The sequence below is a fragment of the Puniceibacterium sp. IMCC21224 genome, assembly GCF_001038505.1.
GTDB lineage: Bacteria > Pseudomonadota > Alphaproteobacteria > Rhodobacterales > Rhodobacteraceae > Puniceibacterium.
In genome coordinates this window covers 146,582-162,053 of the sequence record NZ_LDPY01000005.1, presented here as the reverse complement: position 1 = coordinate 162,053, position 15,472 = coordinate 146,582, and the positions used below count along the sequence as shown (strand labels likewise).

Genomic DNA, 15,472 nt, shown 5'->3' with positions numbered 1-15,472 from the left:
CTGACACTCCCGCTATGAAAACTCGCCCACAATCGGATCATGCGCGAAATGTTCAGCGCTCATCTTGAGCACAGCGCAAAAAATCATGCGGACCAGTTCACAGGTCAAACCCATAGCCGTGACCGCTCCAATCCGATTTATTGATTGATGGTTAAATCCCCTGTCGTCTTCCCAGCAGCTAGCGCCTCTACGAACCACTGCTGTTTACGACTGCGGCCTGACCAAGTGAGCGACGGGTTCTCAGGATGCCGGTAACTTGCCGCGGCAGGCGCGCGGGAGGATTTCATCTCAGTGCCGACAAGTTCGGCCAGGGAGTAGCCGAGGTCTCGGGCGAGATATTCCACCTTGGAGCAGGCTTCCGCCTTCTGCCGATCTTGATAGGTGGAGATCGCCTTGGCGACGTAGTTGAGGCATTTTCTTCAGCTCGCCGAGCGACAGTGCCTCGAGATCGTAATCAGCCATTGATGCGGTCCGTGTCCTGAATGATCCGGCATCGATAGCTCGTCGCGGCAGGGGGCCGCAACTCACGGAAGGCTGGGGCAGGGGTGGCAAAGGCTGTTGATCGCCGTTGTCGCCAGTGAGGTGGTGAACTGGGGGTCAGGCAGTCCCGATTGGCAAGATGACAGGGACTGGCATGGGCTCCCCGCGCCTCTCTGGCCTCTGGTCCATCCCTTCGACTGACAATCCCCTAATCCCGTTCGGCCTCCTGCGCGCAACCCCGCGTCAGCCCGGGCCGTGTTGGCCGCCTGTGGCGTCCTGCCCGCTCCACCCCGGTCCTCTGGGGGTTTCCGGTGTCCGTTCCGTCCACCGTGCACGCGTCACCCGACGGGCTTTTTCCGGGTCTTGTCGAAGGGACGGTCCCGAAGACAGGAAGCACAGGAGCTAATCATGCAAAACATCGTCATCCTCGCCGGCAACATCGGTCAGAAACCCGAAACCCGCACCACTCAGGGCGGCACCAACATCACCAACTTCAGCCTCGCCACCTCCCGCCCCCGCCTCTCGGAAGGTCGCGTCCTGCGCGACGAGAACGGCTACCGTGTCATGGACACCGAATGGCACCGCATCACCTGCTTCAACGGTCTCGGCAAGACGGTCGCGGAGCATTGCGAAAAGGGCATGAAAGTCCTTGTCCACGGCCGCATCCATTACAGCAAGTGGATCGACAGCATGGGCAACGACCGCTACGGCTGCGAGATCATCGCCGAGAAGGTCGACTTTCTGAGCCGCCCGAAGTCGGCTGAGAACGAAAACCCCGAGCTGGTCGACCGCGACGACGAGATCCCGTTCTGAGGAACGGGGTCTCCCCCTCGGGCCCGGCGGGGCAACCCGCCGGGTTCGCGGCACTGCCGCAAGGCAGCTTCGAGCCCGACCCAGTCATTGTGATTTTGTGCTGCGCGCGCACGCAGCACGAAGAATGCGGCACGAGCGAAAGAACCTTCGCTGCGGCGCAGCGAGACAAGCGGTCATTTATGCAGAGCGCGGCATAGATTGGAGCGCGGATTTACAGGTTGCGGGACAAAACCGCCAACCGGACGGCACCAATGAATGTCCTCTTCGCGGCAAAATAGAATTTGTATCTGAGGCAACAAATGCCCGGCGACCATTGGCCGCCGGGCACTCGATAAAGGCACTCGTTACTTACTTGATTGCCAGAATGTCGAAGTTACTGACGTTGGCGACCACGCCGTCGTCCCAACCGCCCTCGACCAGAACCGACGCTTTTTCGTTCAGAAGCCCGGCAACCTGCCCAGCAAAGTGTGCCTCGCGACCTGAGTTGTCGGCGAAGATGTCAAAGATTGCGAAGTTGTTTTCGTCAATCTGCAAAGCCGCCCAGAACAGCGTCTTTGGCTCTGTATCGGCCACGATCGGGCCAGCCGCCGTCAACAATGCAGCCAGATTATCGGCCTGTCCTGGAGCCGCTTCGAGCCGGATATATGTTGCAGTTGTGGCACTGTAGAGATCAACCGGTGCTTTGGCTGACAGAACGTCCGAGTTGTTGATGTTGGCGACAACTCCAGCATCCCAACCGCCGTCCACTAATGTGTCTGCGTTTCCATTCAGTGCGCCTGCGACAGCACCTGAAAAATGGGCATTGCGGGCAGCTTCATCCTCAAAGACATCGAAGATCGCTAGGCTGTCGCCTGCTTGCAAAGCAAACCAGAGTTTGGTGCCGGGCTCGGTTTCTGCGACCAGTGGGGCAGCACCTGCAAGAAACTCGGCAAATGCGTCGGTCTGGCCGGATGCGGCGGGCATTTCGATAAAGCTGGCAGTGTGATCGTTCATGACGTTTTCCTGTGCGTTTGCGGAAGTTGTTGCAGAAATCAAAGCGAGTGCTGAGATGGTGTGAAGGATTATGGATTTCATTGGTCTTCTCCTGAGTTTGGGTTCATCGTTCGTTTTCGATGAGCCCTTGTCCCATGTGCCACCCTCATGACTCCAATCTTGAAGTCCTATACTTCGATAGGCATTGACTATGATTGATGCGCGGTTGAGGTTGCGTATGAGGAGGACGTCATGGAAATGAATCAGGTCCGCTACTTTTTGGCGGTTTGCGAGCATCGCAATTTCACCCATGCCGCGAGTGCTTCCAACGTATCGCAACCCTCGCTTACGGCGGCGATCAAAAAACTTGAGGACGAATTGGGCGATGCATTGTTCATCCGAGATCGTGCTGGCTGCCGCCTGACAGCGCTTGGTAAGCTTATGCAGCCAAGATTGGAACGTATGCAGTCTGAGGCAAGGGAGGCAAAAGCCGAGGCTGTCCGACATACGCGGCTAGAAAGAGTCCCGATTAGCATCGGAATAGGTGAAACGATAGGCCATGCCAAAGTCTCGGAGGCCGTCGAACGGTTTCGTCAACGCGTGCCGCAAGCCGAGATAGAACTGATCGTCGACGCAAACGACACTTTGTTGGCGGGACTTCGCGAGGGAGAATTTGATCTCGTGATATCAACAGTAGAGGTCAGTGAGGAGCTTTATCGCATAGACCCACTCTATCAAGAGGCCTATCGTGTGGTTGTGGCGAAAGGTCATCCCCTGTCTGAGTTGCCGGCCGTATCGCTTGCTGATTTGGCAGATACAACCATGTTGGATCGCCCAAATTGTGAAATGCGAGAGGCATTGCATGGGGCGTGCACGGACCATGGTCATACGCTCTATGCGGCATACCGGTCAAACCGCGTGGACTGGTTGGTCGAGCTCGCGCGGCGAGGCTCGGGGGCCGTTATCCTTCCCGAAACGTCGATCCCTGACCATGACAATCTCGTCTCACTTCCGATAGCCGACATGGAAATTGCAAGAGATGTGGCAGCGCTTCGTTTCCGCCATCAGGCTTCTCGCTCAGAAACAAACGAACTGGTGCGGGAGTTTTCGCGGAACTGAGCTTTGTAAAGAGCGGACATTGGCGCTTCGTGCAGCATCGGTCAAAGTGGGCTCCTTGCGGCCCGATGCGTTCGCAGAAACACCGCTTGGCAGCGACTTCGGGCACCAGCCGTTCAATAGGATGCTATGCTATTGTCGTCTGCGCTGTGCTGATGTCTGGGTTTGGAGGGAGGATTGGAGGGCATATTATGCCAAGAGTGCAACTTCCTGCAGTTACCCCAAAACACAAAGCCTGGAACAAGGGTCGGATCATCGGCCAAAAACGTCCCCTTCTTCCCAAACAAGTGTGGGCCATCCGGGCGCGGCTTGAACTTTCGGGTTATCTTCGTGACCTTGCGCTGTTCAACGTTGCGATTGATAGCAAGCTGCGCGGCTGTGATCTGGTAAAACTCGCCGTGGCCGATTTGGTCAAAGATGACCGCGTTCGCGAACGCGTTTCAATAGTCCAGAGTAAAACCAAGAAACCCGTTCAGTTCGAAATCACTGAAAACACAAGAGATACCGTCATTGCGTGGGTGCGATCTCCTGAGATGATCGGGTGCCGGTTCATGTTTCCGAGCCGTTTCCACGACCGCCCGCATATCTCAACACGTCAATATGGTCGACTTGTTCGTGACTGGGTTACAGCGATTGGCCTGGAACCCAGCGGATACGGAACACACTCGATGCGCCGAACCAAAGCTGCGGAGATTTACCGCAAGACGGGGAACCTCCGCGCCGTACAACTTTTGTTAGGCCATACGAAGGTCGATAGCACAGTGCGTTATCTGGGCGTTGAGCTGGAAGATGCGCTAAGCATTGCTGAACGGATCGACATCTGAACGAAGTTGGCGTGCGGCTATTGCCGTTCGCCAATCAAGACCAGGCCTTCATGGTTCCCGCAGCGGTCGGCAGGACTGAGCCCATGTTGCAAGATTTCTGCTTCGCAGCGAACTTCGGCTATCAGGAGACGGTCAAAAACCTTCAACAAGGTCGAGGGTTTGGAACAGGGTTTGTGACAGCGTCAATCGAGGTCGGTTGCGCCCGTTCCAAAAACGAGGGTTTTTTGGAGCGGTATATGTGTGTCGGGTAACTAAGAGCCCGATCAGAAGTGAATTGTGTCAGAACAGTCAGTTGTGATTCCGTATGTTTGGGCAACTGAACGGGGGTCACGATGGCTTGGACGGAACTCACTCGCCGCCGATATGAGCCCAATTCTGGCGGTTATTCTAGCGATGTCACGGACGCGGAATGGTCGGTCATTGGCCCGTTGCTACCCGGCCGTAACCGACTGGGCCGACCACGCCCGGTCGAACTTCGACAAATCTGGGATGCGATCCAGTTTATCGCGGCAACGGGCTGCGCGCATCGCCGGTTCCAGCATGACCACGTAAGCAGCTGAAACGAGTCGATAGGTTAACGCAATGCTTGACTTGAGTTCGCGATTTTCGATAAGTACGTCGTAAGTAGTTGTAATCCTACTCTTGGCCTCATGAGGTTCTCATATGAACACCTTTACTCGTTTCTTTGCCACCGCTTTCGTTGCATTTGCAGGATCCTTTTCGGCAGCGCACGCCGCAACGCTTGACTTCTCCGCGTCAGGAAGCTGCGCCGGTGGGCCTGGCGTGACCTTTGCAATCCTCACAAACAGTAATTGTTTCTTGGCGCCAACACCCAATAATACAAATGGCCTGTCCCTTTTGAGCAATACGTCATCTTCCTCCCGAGTCCGCGCGGATTTTACGGACCTTGCTTCGTTTGTTTCGGTCGACCTAGGCGATTTTGGTTCTGATACAGATACGGTTTTCATCTCAGCTTATGACAGCATTGGCACGTTGTTGGGCACCCAAAGTGCGAGCATCGTTGGGAGAGCAATGAAAACGGTTTCAGTGGCGTCAGCGGATATTTCGTATGCGATATTCGGTTCAAGTTTCGATGTCGGATTTATCGCTGCGGACAACTTCAAATTTACCACACAGGTATCTGCCGTTCCGCTTCCAGCGGGTGGAGCATTGCTTTTGACGGGTCTGGGTGCGTTTGCGCTGGCACGTCGCCGCAAGTCGTAATCACGTACTTTTCGCTAATCAAGGTTTGGAATGGCTGCCCTAGTGGGCGGCCTTTGGGTACGAGTCCGAAGAGTCCGCACCGCCGCCGCTTGCCAGCATGGCAGCGAAGGTCCGCTGCGATGAAGGAAACGGCCAAAACTCATACGTTACTGTCACCGGCGATAACCACCGTTTGTTGAACCGTTCACCAGACCGGACATTGGTGCACGTGCAGCGAAGGTCTGGAAAGTCCCGCCCTCTGTCAATTCGTGCAAGATGCGGCGAAGGGTCGGTCTGAAACCCACTGACGTCGGCATCAATGAATGGCTGCTTCCGCGACTTGGGCTGCATCGCAGCATGAAATCTGCTGCAACTGCGAGGAAATGCTGCGTTAGCAATAGCCGCGCGTGCATAAGGCCGCTTAGTCCGCATTGCGGCCGATCATGCCAAGCTTTCGAGAGTGAGAGGAGTGCCGGTTTCCCGGTGACGGGTTGAAGGCTGGGAGAGTGGCTTCCAGCGCCTGTCACGGAGGAATAGCCAATGGGCATTGTGGAAGTTTTGGACCCTGTGCAGCCCGCACGGACGGGTGGCTACAAGGTGGATGTGAGCCGGGGTGAGCGGAACGGGCGGGTGTCGTCCGAATGGTTCAACCGGCCCGATGACGAGCGGTATCTGTCGCTCGACGATCTTTGGGCTTCGGTGAAGGGCCGTTCCGAGCGCAGCCGCAGCCGGGTGGTGCAGACCGCCGATATCCGGGTCGAGGCTGCTCGGGACACCGCCGACCGGCTGCATCTTGTGCTGCCGAAGGCGCAGGAACCGGTGGCCCCGACCCACTGGGCCTTTAGTCAACTCGCGAGTCTCGTCGGCGCGCCGGCCTCTTACCTGCGGCAGCTGCCCGCGCCGTTGGCGGGGATCAACCTGCAATACGGTCTGACCAATCACCGCGCCGAACAGGTCAAGACCTTCGAGACCGAGGATGGCCGCACGGAACTGCGTGCTGTCACTGGCCCCGACTATGGCCGCATCCATGATCACGAGTTGGTTGAAGCGGTGCAGCGGATTGCAGGCAATGGCACGGGCGATACGCGCTGGAAGGTGCCGGGAGTGCTCGACTGGTCGACCGGGGTCTACAACCCCGATGTCGAAATCAGCCGCGACACAACCACGCTTTATGCCTCGGATCGCGATGTCTTCCTGTTCCTGGTGGATGATCGCAACCCGATCGAGGCGGGCAAGCTGCCTGACGGCTCTCCTGATCTCTACTTTCGGGGCTTCTACTGCTGGAACTCCGAGGTGGGCGCAAAAACCCTCGGCATGGCGAGTTTCTACCTGCGGGCAGTGTGCCAGAACCGCAACCTCTGGGGCGTCGAGGATTTTCAGGAGATCCGGATCCGCCACTCGAAATACGCGGCCTCGCGCTTTGCCCATGAGGCGGCCCCGGCGCTGACGCGGTTCGCCAATTCCTCGCCGCAGGGCTTCCTGAACGGCATCAAGGCCGCGCGGCAGCAGATCGTGGCACGGACCGACGAGGATCGCGCGGATTTCCTCCGCAAGCGCGGCTTCTCAAAAGCCGAGTCTGGCAAGATCATCGAGAAGGTACTGATGGAAGAGGGCCGCCCGCCCGAGAGCATCTTCGACTTCGTGCAGGGCATCACGCGGCTGGCGCGCGACAAGACCCAGCAGGATGCACGGCTCGACATGGAGGGGCGCGCCAAGAAGCTCCTCGACCGGGTGGGGTGACCTGAGTTGGGGCGCCTCGCTGGCGCCCCACTGAAATCGCCGTGAAGAGCCCATTTCGCCAGATGCTGTGCAGCAGACGGGTGGACGTTTCCGGCTAACTTCCCATAAACCGCCGTCTTGCCTCTACGGCTATGTTGTAGCGTTGCTGCAGGTCGGCGATCAAGGCCATTGCAACGCGTTTGGCGTCATCGCCCTCCGCTTCCCTGTAGCTTTGCTTCGCTGCCTCCAGCAGCTTCTTGATCTTGAATTCCTCGGGCAGTGTGCCTGCTTCGGCCATTATGCGGACCGCCACCGCTGTCGCCATGTCGGTAAACGCCTCACCCGAGCGGTCGGGCAGCGGTTTCCCCTCGCCTTCAAGGCCGCGTAATTTGCCCTCTGCGAGGGCTTTCAGGATTTGCCGTTCCACGAGCCGGTTAAGAGACTGGGTCATGCTGTATTGCTTTCTTCTTCCTGATGCCGCCGAGGCGACTATAGCTTAGAAACAAAACCAACTTTGGAAGTTCTGCGCCGAACGGCGGAAAAGTTCGCTTTGCCGACATAAGTTTTCATCATCCGCTGCCCCTTCGAGGAAGAGGGCGGGGGTTTGGTCTTTGACGGATGAGGCGGGGAGAGAAGCTTCCCGCGCCGTTGGAGATATTGCCATGTTTGACCTTCCCCTGCCTATCCAGCCGAGCCCGCGTCCGATGTGCCCTGTTCCAAATGGCGGGACTGTCGCTCCTGATACCAGCCTGCCTTTCGCGCTGACGCGGATGCACCGGACGCCGGCAGCCTTGATGTCGGGCACCGCTGCTCCCGTGTTGGTTGAGCGTTTTGCGACCTTGGCCGATGCTATGCAGGGGGCGTTTGAGCAGGCAGAGGACAACGGCTCCGATGCAGCGCCGCAGCTTCTGGCCATCCTTGATTGCGACCAGCGCCTGGTTCTTGCCGGGGCCGCCAGTCATGGCGCTGTGGCTTGGTGCCAGCCTGTCGCCAATGCTCTTGAGGCGCGGGCCGTCGTGACCGAGGCGGTTCAGCTGCGCGCCCAAGCTGGCCGCGCCATTGATTGGCACGAGCCTGAACTGGCGCAGCGACTGCGTTACCGTGCCGATCTGCTGGATGCGCGTCTGGTCGACCCGCTCTGGCGCGCCTTTGCCGCTCGCGCGCTGCAGATCGCGGCGTGACGCTCAAGAGACAGAGGAGGGCTGGGAAGGGTTTGAGCCTTCGGGGGGCAGAGGAGTGCGCCACCCGGGGGGTCTGACCTGTCCTCACCGAACGGAGATATCCATGACCCAGACTGAACCCACTCTGGCCGCACCGCTGCGGCCTTCCACCGTCGATTTCGGGGCGATCCTTGCCGCGCATGCCGAACGCACCGCCCGGACCCTCGCCCTGCGCCCGGGCAACAAGGACCGCCTGTACGATGGCCTCATGGCCGCCAGCATCACCCATGTCACCGTGACCTTCGACGGGGCCGGCGACAGCGGCCAGATCGAAAGTATCGGCGCCTGGGCGGGCGAGACGGCTGTCGACTTCCCCGCGACTGAAATCCCCTATGCCGCGCTGACGTGGGATGATCCCGAGGTCGAGATGCGCAGCCTATCACTGGAGGATGTTGTCGAGCAGCTCACCTACGACTTCCTGTCTGACACACATGGCGGTTGGGAAAACAACGACGGCGCCTGGGGCGAATTCTGCTTCGACGCCGCGGCCCGCTGCATCCACCTCGAGTTCAACGAACGGTTCACGTCGTCCGAACTCTTCACCCATGATTTCTGAGGGGGTTGCGATGGCACATCCCTATCACCACGCCCTGTCCTCGGTGAAGAAGTGGGGCGGTACGGTCGACGATTTCATCGCGGTACATACATGGTTCGACCAGAGCAAGGAGATCACCGCTGATTTTCGGCACCGGGCCCTGCGGCACCATGCCTTATCCTGACTCTATGGAAGCGTCTTATTCCTGTGCATGGTGCGGGTTATTCGGAACCTTGGGATTGAGAGATGAGCCAGCCCCGGCCCGCTCTCCACCAAAAGGGCCGTAGGGACGGGGCTGGCGGCGTTTCGGTTTGAGCGCGACTGGAGTCGCGGGCGTCGTTTGCGGGACGCGAACGTCTTTGGAGGACGGATGGTGCAGCTTTATTTCACCGACGGATCGGCGCTGCACGCGCCAGTTTCGGTCGAAGGCGTTCCGGTCGATCTTTCCGCGTCCTTGACCGAGGCCGCTGGCAGGATCGGCCTGATGGATGGCATGCCGTTTTTTCTGGATCGGGACGGAAGCTACTTGCATGACGTGAACCGGTTCTTTCGCGCCTGTCCGACCATGGGGGTGCGTTCGCGGCACAGTTTGCGCGCCTACGCCCATGACATCTTCGTCTGGATGCGGTTTCTGGAAGAACGGCGTGGTGGCAAGCAGCTTTGGCGTGCCGATTACAACGATGTCATCGCGTTTCACCATGCACGGCGTTTGTCGGATGCACCGTTCCAGATTTCGGCATCCAGCTGGAACAGGGCGATCGCGGCGCTCGACAAACTGTATCGGTGGGCGCTCGAAGAAGGCCTGATCGCATCCTCGCCGTTTCGATACGACCTGTCCTTTCGTCATGGGCAAGGGCGGGGAGCGCCCAAGGTGGTTGAGGGCAACAGGGCGCGGGAACGTGCCGCGCGCCCACATAACATGCAATTCGTCGATATCGGGCGCTACCTCGAATTCCGGGATATCGGCCTGAGGGGCAGACTGCCGGAAGGGTCCGAGGACCGAGCCTGGCGCGGTCGCAATGGCGAGCGGAATGCCGTCTTTGCGGAACTGCTCGTCGCCACGGGGATGCGCCTCGGCGAGGCCGGTAGCCTGATCATCGACGAACTGCCTCGGTGGTCTTCCGACAGCTCGCGGATACTTCCTTTCGATCTGCCGGGCGCGATTACCAAGGGCGAGCGCCCTCGTCGTGTTCGTTTGCCGCGCCGTGTGCTCAAGCTGATCGGGGATTATTGCGATATCGAGCGCCATGTTGCCGTCGCCAAGGCGCCGCCTCGTCCGGTCGTCCCCTTCGTAATATCACCCGATGGCCGCAGCGCCATCGATGGCAGTGGCCGGCGCATCGCGCTGACCAGGCTCCGTCCGCAAGATCGGCAACGGCTGCTGCGATCGACGGATGGGATGGATGAACACGCATCGCTCTGGCTCACGGAGCGCGGTCAGCCCGTGTCGTCCGGAACCTGGGAGGTGGCATTTCGCAGGGCAAGCCAACGGTGCCAGGCTTTCGGCCTCGATATCACCGTCACACCGCACATGTTGCGGCACACTTTCGCGGTCAACATGCTGTCGATGCTGATCCGTGAACAGGTTGGCGCAATCTTTAACCCGACCGACGCGCACGGCGCGGCCTATCGCCAGATGCTAGGCGACCCTCTCCGCCATCTCCAACACCTCCTTGGCCACGCGAACATCACCAGCACCTACATCTATCTCGACAGCCTTGCCGAGGCGCAGGAACTCGTCGACGCAGCAGCGGACCGCTGGACTGCCGAACTCATGGCGGATGACCGATGACCGGCAGATCTGGCGTCGCTCATCCCCGCCCGGGACGGAGGGCGAGCTTTCCTGACAATCTTCCCGATCCCGGCCCCGCCGCCGCTATTGCCATCGCCGCGGGCCGTTTCGAGATTACCCTGGCCGGACGGACCGCGACGATGGACCTGACGCGTTTGCCGGGTCGGGCTTCGCTTGCGCGCTCCTTCACGCAGGCACTCTGGCAGGCGTGTCAGGTCGGTGGCCCGGCGGGAACCGTCCGCACCGCCATGTCACTGACCGAAGCCGTGCATCGGTTCTGGCGCTATCTCGATGCGACAGGGTCATCTGTACATGCGCTTGCCGATATGGATGTCACCACCATCGAAGGCTTCGACGCCTGGATGGATGAGCGCGGGCAGCATCCCAACCATCGCCGACACCAGATGGGAGATGTAGTGATGCTGCTGCGGTTGGCGGATGCGGGAGAACCAGGCCGCCTTTCCGAAGAAGCTTCCCGCCGATTGTTCTATGTCAGCACGCGCCCGGGTGTTCCGCCGCGCCCGCGCGATGCCTACGGCGACAATGTCAGGGCGGCCCTGAAGGCGGCCACGCGCGCGGATGTCGCCGCGATCGTCCAGCGATTTCGGCCGGTGCTTGCGCAAGAGTGCGAGACACGCATCGACCGGTTGGAGATGGACGCCTTCGCCGAGATCGACCGTTTCGGTTTCATTACCGTCAAGCACGACCTTTTTCGTCAACTCTACGGGGCACGGAACTATGCAGGGATTTCGAATGAGGGGCTGAGCGACAGGATGCATGGCACACGGCATCTGCTCCTTGGCGATCTGATTGCTCTTTTCGTTCTGCTGTCGCTGGAGACCGGTCTCGAGATCGAGGCGATCAAGACCCTGCGTGCCGACTGCCTCAAGAACCCGTCCAGCGGATATGTCGAGATCGAGTATTGCAAGCGCCGCGCCCGTCACGCCGAATGGAAGCGGCTCCGGGTTCGGGACGGCGGCTCAGGTACCCCGGGCGGCCTGCTGCGCCTGGCAATTCAGTGGACCGCGACAGCGCGTCGCCATCTCGGGAGTGAACAACTTTTCACGTATTACTGCCGCGGCCGCCTGACCGATGTCGTTCTGCCGATGCAATCCGCTAGAAAGGTCTGGGTCAAACATCACGGGTTGCAGGATGATGACGGGAAGCCGTTGAAGCTCTGCCTCTCGCGTTTGCGCAAGACACACAAATCTGCGTGGTATCGCAAGACCGGCGGTCAGCTGCGCCGGTTTGCTGTTGGACATACCGTCGAGGTTGCCGCGAACCACTATGGGGACATTCCCGCCTTGCGGCCGATCCACGAAGCTACCATCGCCGAGGCGCTGATGGACGCTGTCGAAGATGCCTTGCAACCTACCGTGCTGACCCCGGAGGCCGAGGCCAAAGTCTTGGCAGCTCCGTCTTCGGCACAGCCCGGTTTTCCGGAGGGCTTGGCGACCGATGTTCCGGCAATGCTGGCAGGCGAACAGGATGTATGGCTGGCAAGCTGTTCCGGCTTCTACAGCAGCCCGTTCGCCACGTCGGGAGAGGCCTGCCCGGTGCCGTTCTGGGGCTGCCTCGAATGCCGCAACGGCGTCATCACCACCCGCAAGCTTCCCGCGCTGATGGCGTTTCTGGATTTCGTGGTGGACCAGCGCAAGGTTTTGTCCGAAGCAGATTGGCAGGCGAAGTTTGGGAGGGCCCACCACAGGATCGTCGCGCAGATATTGCCGCAATTCTCTGAGCCCGATCTAGCCGCCGCGCGTGCCCTCGCAGCCAGTCAATCGGCACAGATCTACCTTCCCCCGGAGGCGGGTCTCGCATGAGAGCAAATCCAGACTTCACGACCGCAAGGCCATCGCTGCCATCGGCAATCCATCCCGACGACACCGACATCCTCGCAGGCAGACCGCTCAGACCGGGATCGGAGCGGTCGATGCTGTCCCGCTTCGGCGACGATGTCTGGGATCTCAGTCCGGCGATGTTTCGCGCCAACGCGCGTCCAGCCGCGTTTCGTGTGGATTTCGGGGCCATTGCAGACCCCGCGCTTCGACGGCTCGCCAAGGAGTATATGCTTGCCCGCCTTCAGGCGCCGCTGCGCAGCTACCGGGGCCCGTGCGGCCCCTCGACCGCCAAGGGCACATTGCTGTTCCTGCGCCATTTCGGAGAGTTCCTGCACGATCGTATCGGTTCCGTCGAACTGGCGCGCGTCGACCAGCAAGTGCTGGACGCGTATCTGGCGCATCTGGGGGCAGATGGCGCACGTTCATCGCAACAGATCCGCCTCTATGTCGATGTCCCCATCGACCTCCATCATTTCGGGCCATGGGTGACCGGGGGCGGCATTCCCTTCCTGCCTTGGGGTGGGCGCACGGCAAGCAATGTCAGCGGTCGGAGCCGGACGAGCTCGGAGAACACCACGCCGCGCATCCCCGAACCGGTCATCGGCGCGTTGCTCCACTGGTCGATGCGATACGTCGATGTCTTCGCCCCGGATATCCTCGCGGCGCGCGAAGAACTGGATCGCCTTGAAGCCCGTGCTGCCCAGATCATTGCCGAGGATGCGCGCCAGACCCGCCACGAACGGTTTCGCTACCGTCTTCGTACCTGGCTCGAGGCCCGACGGGCGGAAGGGCGGGGCGTGCCAATCTGGGAGCGCCGTCCAAACACCACCCGCGGTGGCCCCGATGTTAAGGAAGGCAACGCGTATAATTTCAGGCTGATGTGCCTTCAGATCGGCTGTCCTCAAACGGGGAACCTCAGTAGTTCCACCGCGACCGTGAGGATGCTGGACCAGATGGCGGGTGAGATGGGAACAGAGGTCGGCGGCATGGATACCCCGATCAGCCTCGATCCCGATACCGGCCTGCCCTGGCGGGAGCGTTTCGACACGGACAGCCTGCCACATGAAGAGCAGATGCTGCAGGCGGCCTGTTACATCGTTTGTGCCTACTTGACGGGAATGCGCGACAGCGAGTTGCAGGACATGGAGCCGGGCTGCGTTTCGATTGAGCGCAGTGCCGACAACCTGATCGAGCGCTATCGCGTGCGCAGCACCGTCTACAAACATCGCGAGGCGGCGGGTGTTTCCGCCGACTGGATCACCATCGCGCCGGTCGCCCGTGCCGTCGAGGCCATGGAAGCCTTGTCGTGTCGTGCACGCGGCGACCGTGATCTTCGATCCCTCTGGGTCTCGCTGAAGCCATGGGACTGGACCGCGGACTACTTGGCCGCGCAAGCGTCGCCGATCATCAAGATGTTTCGCGACGGTCTGGATGCGCGGGTCCCAAACCCGCCAGCCATTCCACATGTCGACGGACGCCCATGGCATTTCAGCACTCGGCAGTTCCGGCGCACTATCGCATGGTACATCGCGAACCGCCCCTTTGGCGTGATTGCCGGAAAGATCCAGTACAAGCATGCCTCCGTGGCGATGTTCGAGGGCTATGCCGGCGCGCCGCACGGAGATTTTCGCCGTGCGGTCGAGCAGGAACGGGCGCTTGGCCAATTGGACGATGTGGTCGCCTATTATGAGGCATACCTGCAGGGTGACGAGCCCGGCGGCCCGGCATCGTCCCGTCTCAAGCTGGAGTTCGACAACGTCCGGGACACCCTCGGTGATCTGCCTGGGCGCATCCTCGACCAGAAACGCCTGCGAACGATGCTGGCGCATCTTGGAAAGACGCTGCATGTCGGATTTCTGAACGATTGCTTCTTCGATCCCGCCAGCGCCCTTTGCCTGCGGCCTGACGACAGGCCGCAGGCTCCGGTGATTTCGCGCTGCAGCCCGGACCGCTGCCCCAATTCCTGTCTGACCTCGCGCCACGTTACGCCCTGGCGGGCTTCGATCGAGGACGGCGAACGTCTCCTGCAGGGCAACACCCTGTCGGCGCTTCAGAAGGTCGCAATCGCGCAGGACAATGATCGAAAGCGCCGATTGATCGCGCACCTGGAGGACCCGAAGGTATGACACGGCCCGTCAGTCAGAAGACCGAAGACGTTTTGCGCGTCGCAATGAAGCGCCTGCTCGAAGGAACCTCAGAGAATACCGACGGGCGCCTCACCGTTGCCAATCTCGCGCGCGAGGCCGGCGTCAGCCGCGCAACGGCCAACCGGGCCACGGCCGTCCTTGGCGAATTTCGTGCGGCGGAGGCGCGGTTTCGCGCAGGATCAGCTGCGGGATTGAAGGCCCGTATCCGCGAACTTGAAGACGAGCTGCGGGCCGCACGCGGTGGCGAGATGGCCGAGCTGCACGCGACCGTCAAAACCCTGGCGCAACAAATCCAGATCCTCGCACTGCAGGGTGAAGAACAACGCCACCTGATCGCGGTTCTTGAAGAGCAGATCGCGCGGGCTGACCCGAATGTCCTGCCGTTCAGGCCGCCGTCCCAGGGCGGCACCTGAGGTCACGATCAGAAAGAGAAAGAGGTGAGCTGGGTGGGGGTGAAACAGGGATGAGAAGAGAGGGAGCCCCCATGAACTGTCTCACCCATGCCGCACAGGAAAACCTCAATGAAGGCAGGAGGTTTTCAGAAAGAGACAGCTTGACTGTCCAGATAACATGCGGAGGGCATCTTCATGGCCGAGACGATTTTCGGTCCCACCCTCACACTCTCGACCGGGCGCATCATTCCGACCCGTCGGGTGGGCGAGCAGCACGTGAAGGAAGACCTCGGCTTCATCCCGAGCTTCGCCGACTGGGTGAAGGCCATCCGGCCCGAGCCGTGGATGGGCCGGGCCGAGCGGATCGAGGCATTGGTCGATCCGCATCTCGCCTCGCCCGTGGTCGAGGTCGCCTGAC

16 protein-coding genes and 1 pseudogene are annotated in these 15,472 nt (G+C 60.4%); 14 read left to right on the top strand and 3 right to left on the bottom strand.

Going from position 1 to position 15,472, the window contains the following annotated elements; translation table 11 throughout:
• Positions 1-137: 137 nt before the first annotated feature.
• Positions 138-344: an H-NS family nucleoid-associated regulatory protein gene (locus tag IMCC21224_RS29080; RefSeq protein ID WP_369796072.1), complete on the bottom strand. Its 207-nt coding sequence runs from the start codon at positions 342-344 to the stop codon at positions 138-140.
• 544 nt (positions 345-888) lie between these two features.
• On the opposite strand from IMCC21224_RS29080, the gene IMCC21224_RS24960 reads away from it, so the two are divergent.
• Positions 889-1,293, top strand: coding sequence for a single-stranded DNA-binding protein (locus IMCC21224_RS24960; protein WP_047998258.1), 405 nt, complete (start codon positions 889-891; stop codon positions 1,291-1,293).
• A gap of 348 nt (positions 1,294-1,641) precedes the next feature.
• Here the strand turns inward: IMCC21224_RS24960 and IMCC21224_RS24955 are convergent, their stop codons facing one another.
• The gene (locus IMCC21224_RS24955) at positions 1,642-2,577 is read right to left on the bottom strand and encodes a putative quinol monooxygenase (protein ID WP_231582226.1); all 936 of its coding nucleotides are present in this window, start codon (positions 2,575-2,577) and stop codon (positions 1,642-1,644) included.
• Between IMCC21224_RS24955 and IMCC21224_RS24950 the strand changes: the two genes are divergently transcribed.
• The 5 genes from IMCC21224_RS24950 (at position 2,518) to IMCC21224_RS24930 (ending at position 7,148) form a co-directional block, all read left to right on the top strand.
• Positions 2,518-3,384, top strand: a complete 867-nt coding sequence (locus IMCC21224_RS24950) for a LysR family transcriptional regulator (protein ID WP_047998256.1) — start codon at positions 2,518-2,520, stop codon at positions 3,382-3,384. The two genes, IMCC21224_RS24955 and IMCC21224_RS24950, sit on opposite strands and share 60 nt — an antisense overlap.
• A gap of 188 nt (positions 3,385-3,572) precedes the next feature.
• Positions 3,573-4,205: a tyrosine-type recombinase/integrase gene (locus IMCC21224_RS24945; RefSeq protein WP_047998255.1), complete on the top strand. Its 633-nt coding sequence runs from the start codon at positions 3,573-3,575 to the stop codon at positions 4,203-4,205.
• Between the two features lie 332 nt (positions 4,206-4,537).
• Entirely contained in the window at positions 4,538-4,765 is a 228-nt protein-coding gene (locus tag IMCC21224_RS27535) for a transposase (RefSeq protein WP_082135097.1), read from the top strand.
• Between the two features lie 103 nt (positions 4,766-4,868).
• Complete coding sequence (locus IMCC21224_RS24935; protein WP_047993655.1) at positions 4,869-5,429, top strand: VPLPA-CTERM sorting domain-containing protein; 561 nt, start codon at positions 4,869-4,871, stop codon at positions 5,427-5,429.
• A gap of 519 nt (positions 5,430-5,948) precedes the next feature.
• Positions 5,949-7,148 (top strand): hypothetical protein, encoded by a 1,200-nt coding sequence (locus tag IMCC21224_RS24930; RefSeq protein ID WP_047998253.1) that lies wholly within the window; start codon positions 5,949-5,951, stop codon positions 7,146-7,148.
• A 94-nt stretch (positions 7,149-7,242) separates the two neighbouring features.
• Here IMCC21224_RS24930 and IMCC21224_RS24925 read toward each other — a convergent pair whose 3' ends face one another.
• Positions 7,243-7,578, bottom strand: coding sequence for a DnaJ family domain-containing protein (locus tag IMCC21224_RS24925; protein WP_047998252.1), 336 nt, complete (start codon positions 7,576-7,578; stop codon positions 7,243-7,245).
• A 211-nt stretch (positions 7,579-7,789) separates the two neighbouring features.
• Between IMCC21224_RS24925 and IMCC21224_RS24920 the strand changes: the two genes are divergently transcribed.
• The 8 genes and pseudogenes from IMCC21224_RS24920 to IMCC21224_RS24890 all read left to right on the top strand — a co-directional run.
• The gene (locus IMCC21224_RS24920; protein WP_047998251.1) at positions 7,790-8,308 is read left to right on the top strand and encodes a hypothetical protein; all 519 of its coding nucleotides are present in this window, start codon (positions 7,790-7,792) and stop codon (positions 8,306-8,308) included.
• A gap of 103 nt (positions 8,309-8,411) precedes the next feature.
• Entirely contained in the window at positions 8,412-8,903 is a 492-nt protein-coding gene (locus IMCC21224_RS24915) for a DUF6878 family protein (RefSeq protein ID WP_047998250.1), read from the top strand.
• A 10-nt stretch (positions 8,904-8,913) separates the two neighbouring features.
• On the top strand, positions 8,914-9,066 hold the full coding sequence (locus IMCC21224_RS28100) for a hypothetical protein (protein WP_156178429.1): 153 nt from the start codon (positions 8,914-8,916) through the stop codon (positions 9,064-9,066).
• Positions 9,067-9,252: 186 nt separating this feature from the next.
• Positions 9,253-10,674: a tyrosine-type recombinase/integrase gene (locus IMCC21224_RS24910; protein WP_047998249.1), complete on the top strand. Its 1,422-nt coding sequence runs from the start codon at positions 9,253-9,255 to the stop codon at positions 10,672-10,674.
• A complete protein-coding gene (locus tag IMCC21224_RS24905) occupies positions 10,671-12,497 on the top strand; it encodes a hypothetical protein (protein WP_047998248.1) in 1,827 nt (608 codons plus the stop codon). The genes IMCC21224_RS24910 and IMCC21224_RS24905 overlap by 4 nt, the downstream gene beginning before the upstream one ends.
• The gene (locus tag IMCC21224_RS28720) at positions 12,494-14,641 is read left to right on the top strand and encodes a hypothetical protein (protein ID WP_047998247.1); all 2,148 of its coding nucleotides are present in this window, start codon (positions 12,494-12,496) and stop codon (positions 14,639-14,641) included. Before IMCC21224_RS24905 ends, IMCC21224_RS28720 begins: the two co-directional genes overlap by 4 nt.
• A complete protein-coding gene (locus IMCC21224_RS24895) occupies positions 14,638-15,075 on the top strand; it encodes a hypothetical protein (protein WP_047998246.1) in 438 nt (145 codons plus the stop codon). The genes IMCC21224_RS28720 and IMCC21224_RS24895 overlap by 4 nt, the downstream gene beginning before the upstream one ends.
• 156 nt (positions 15,076-15,231) lie before the next feature.
• A pseudogene (locus tag IMCC21224_RS24890) lies at positions 15,232-15,471 on the top strand (hypothetical protein); the annotation flags it as partial.
• Between the last annotated feature and the right edge of the window lies 1 nt (position 15,472).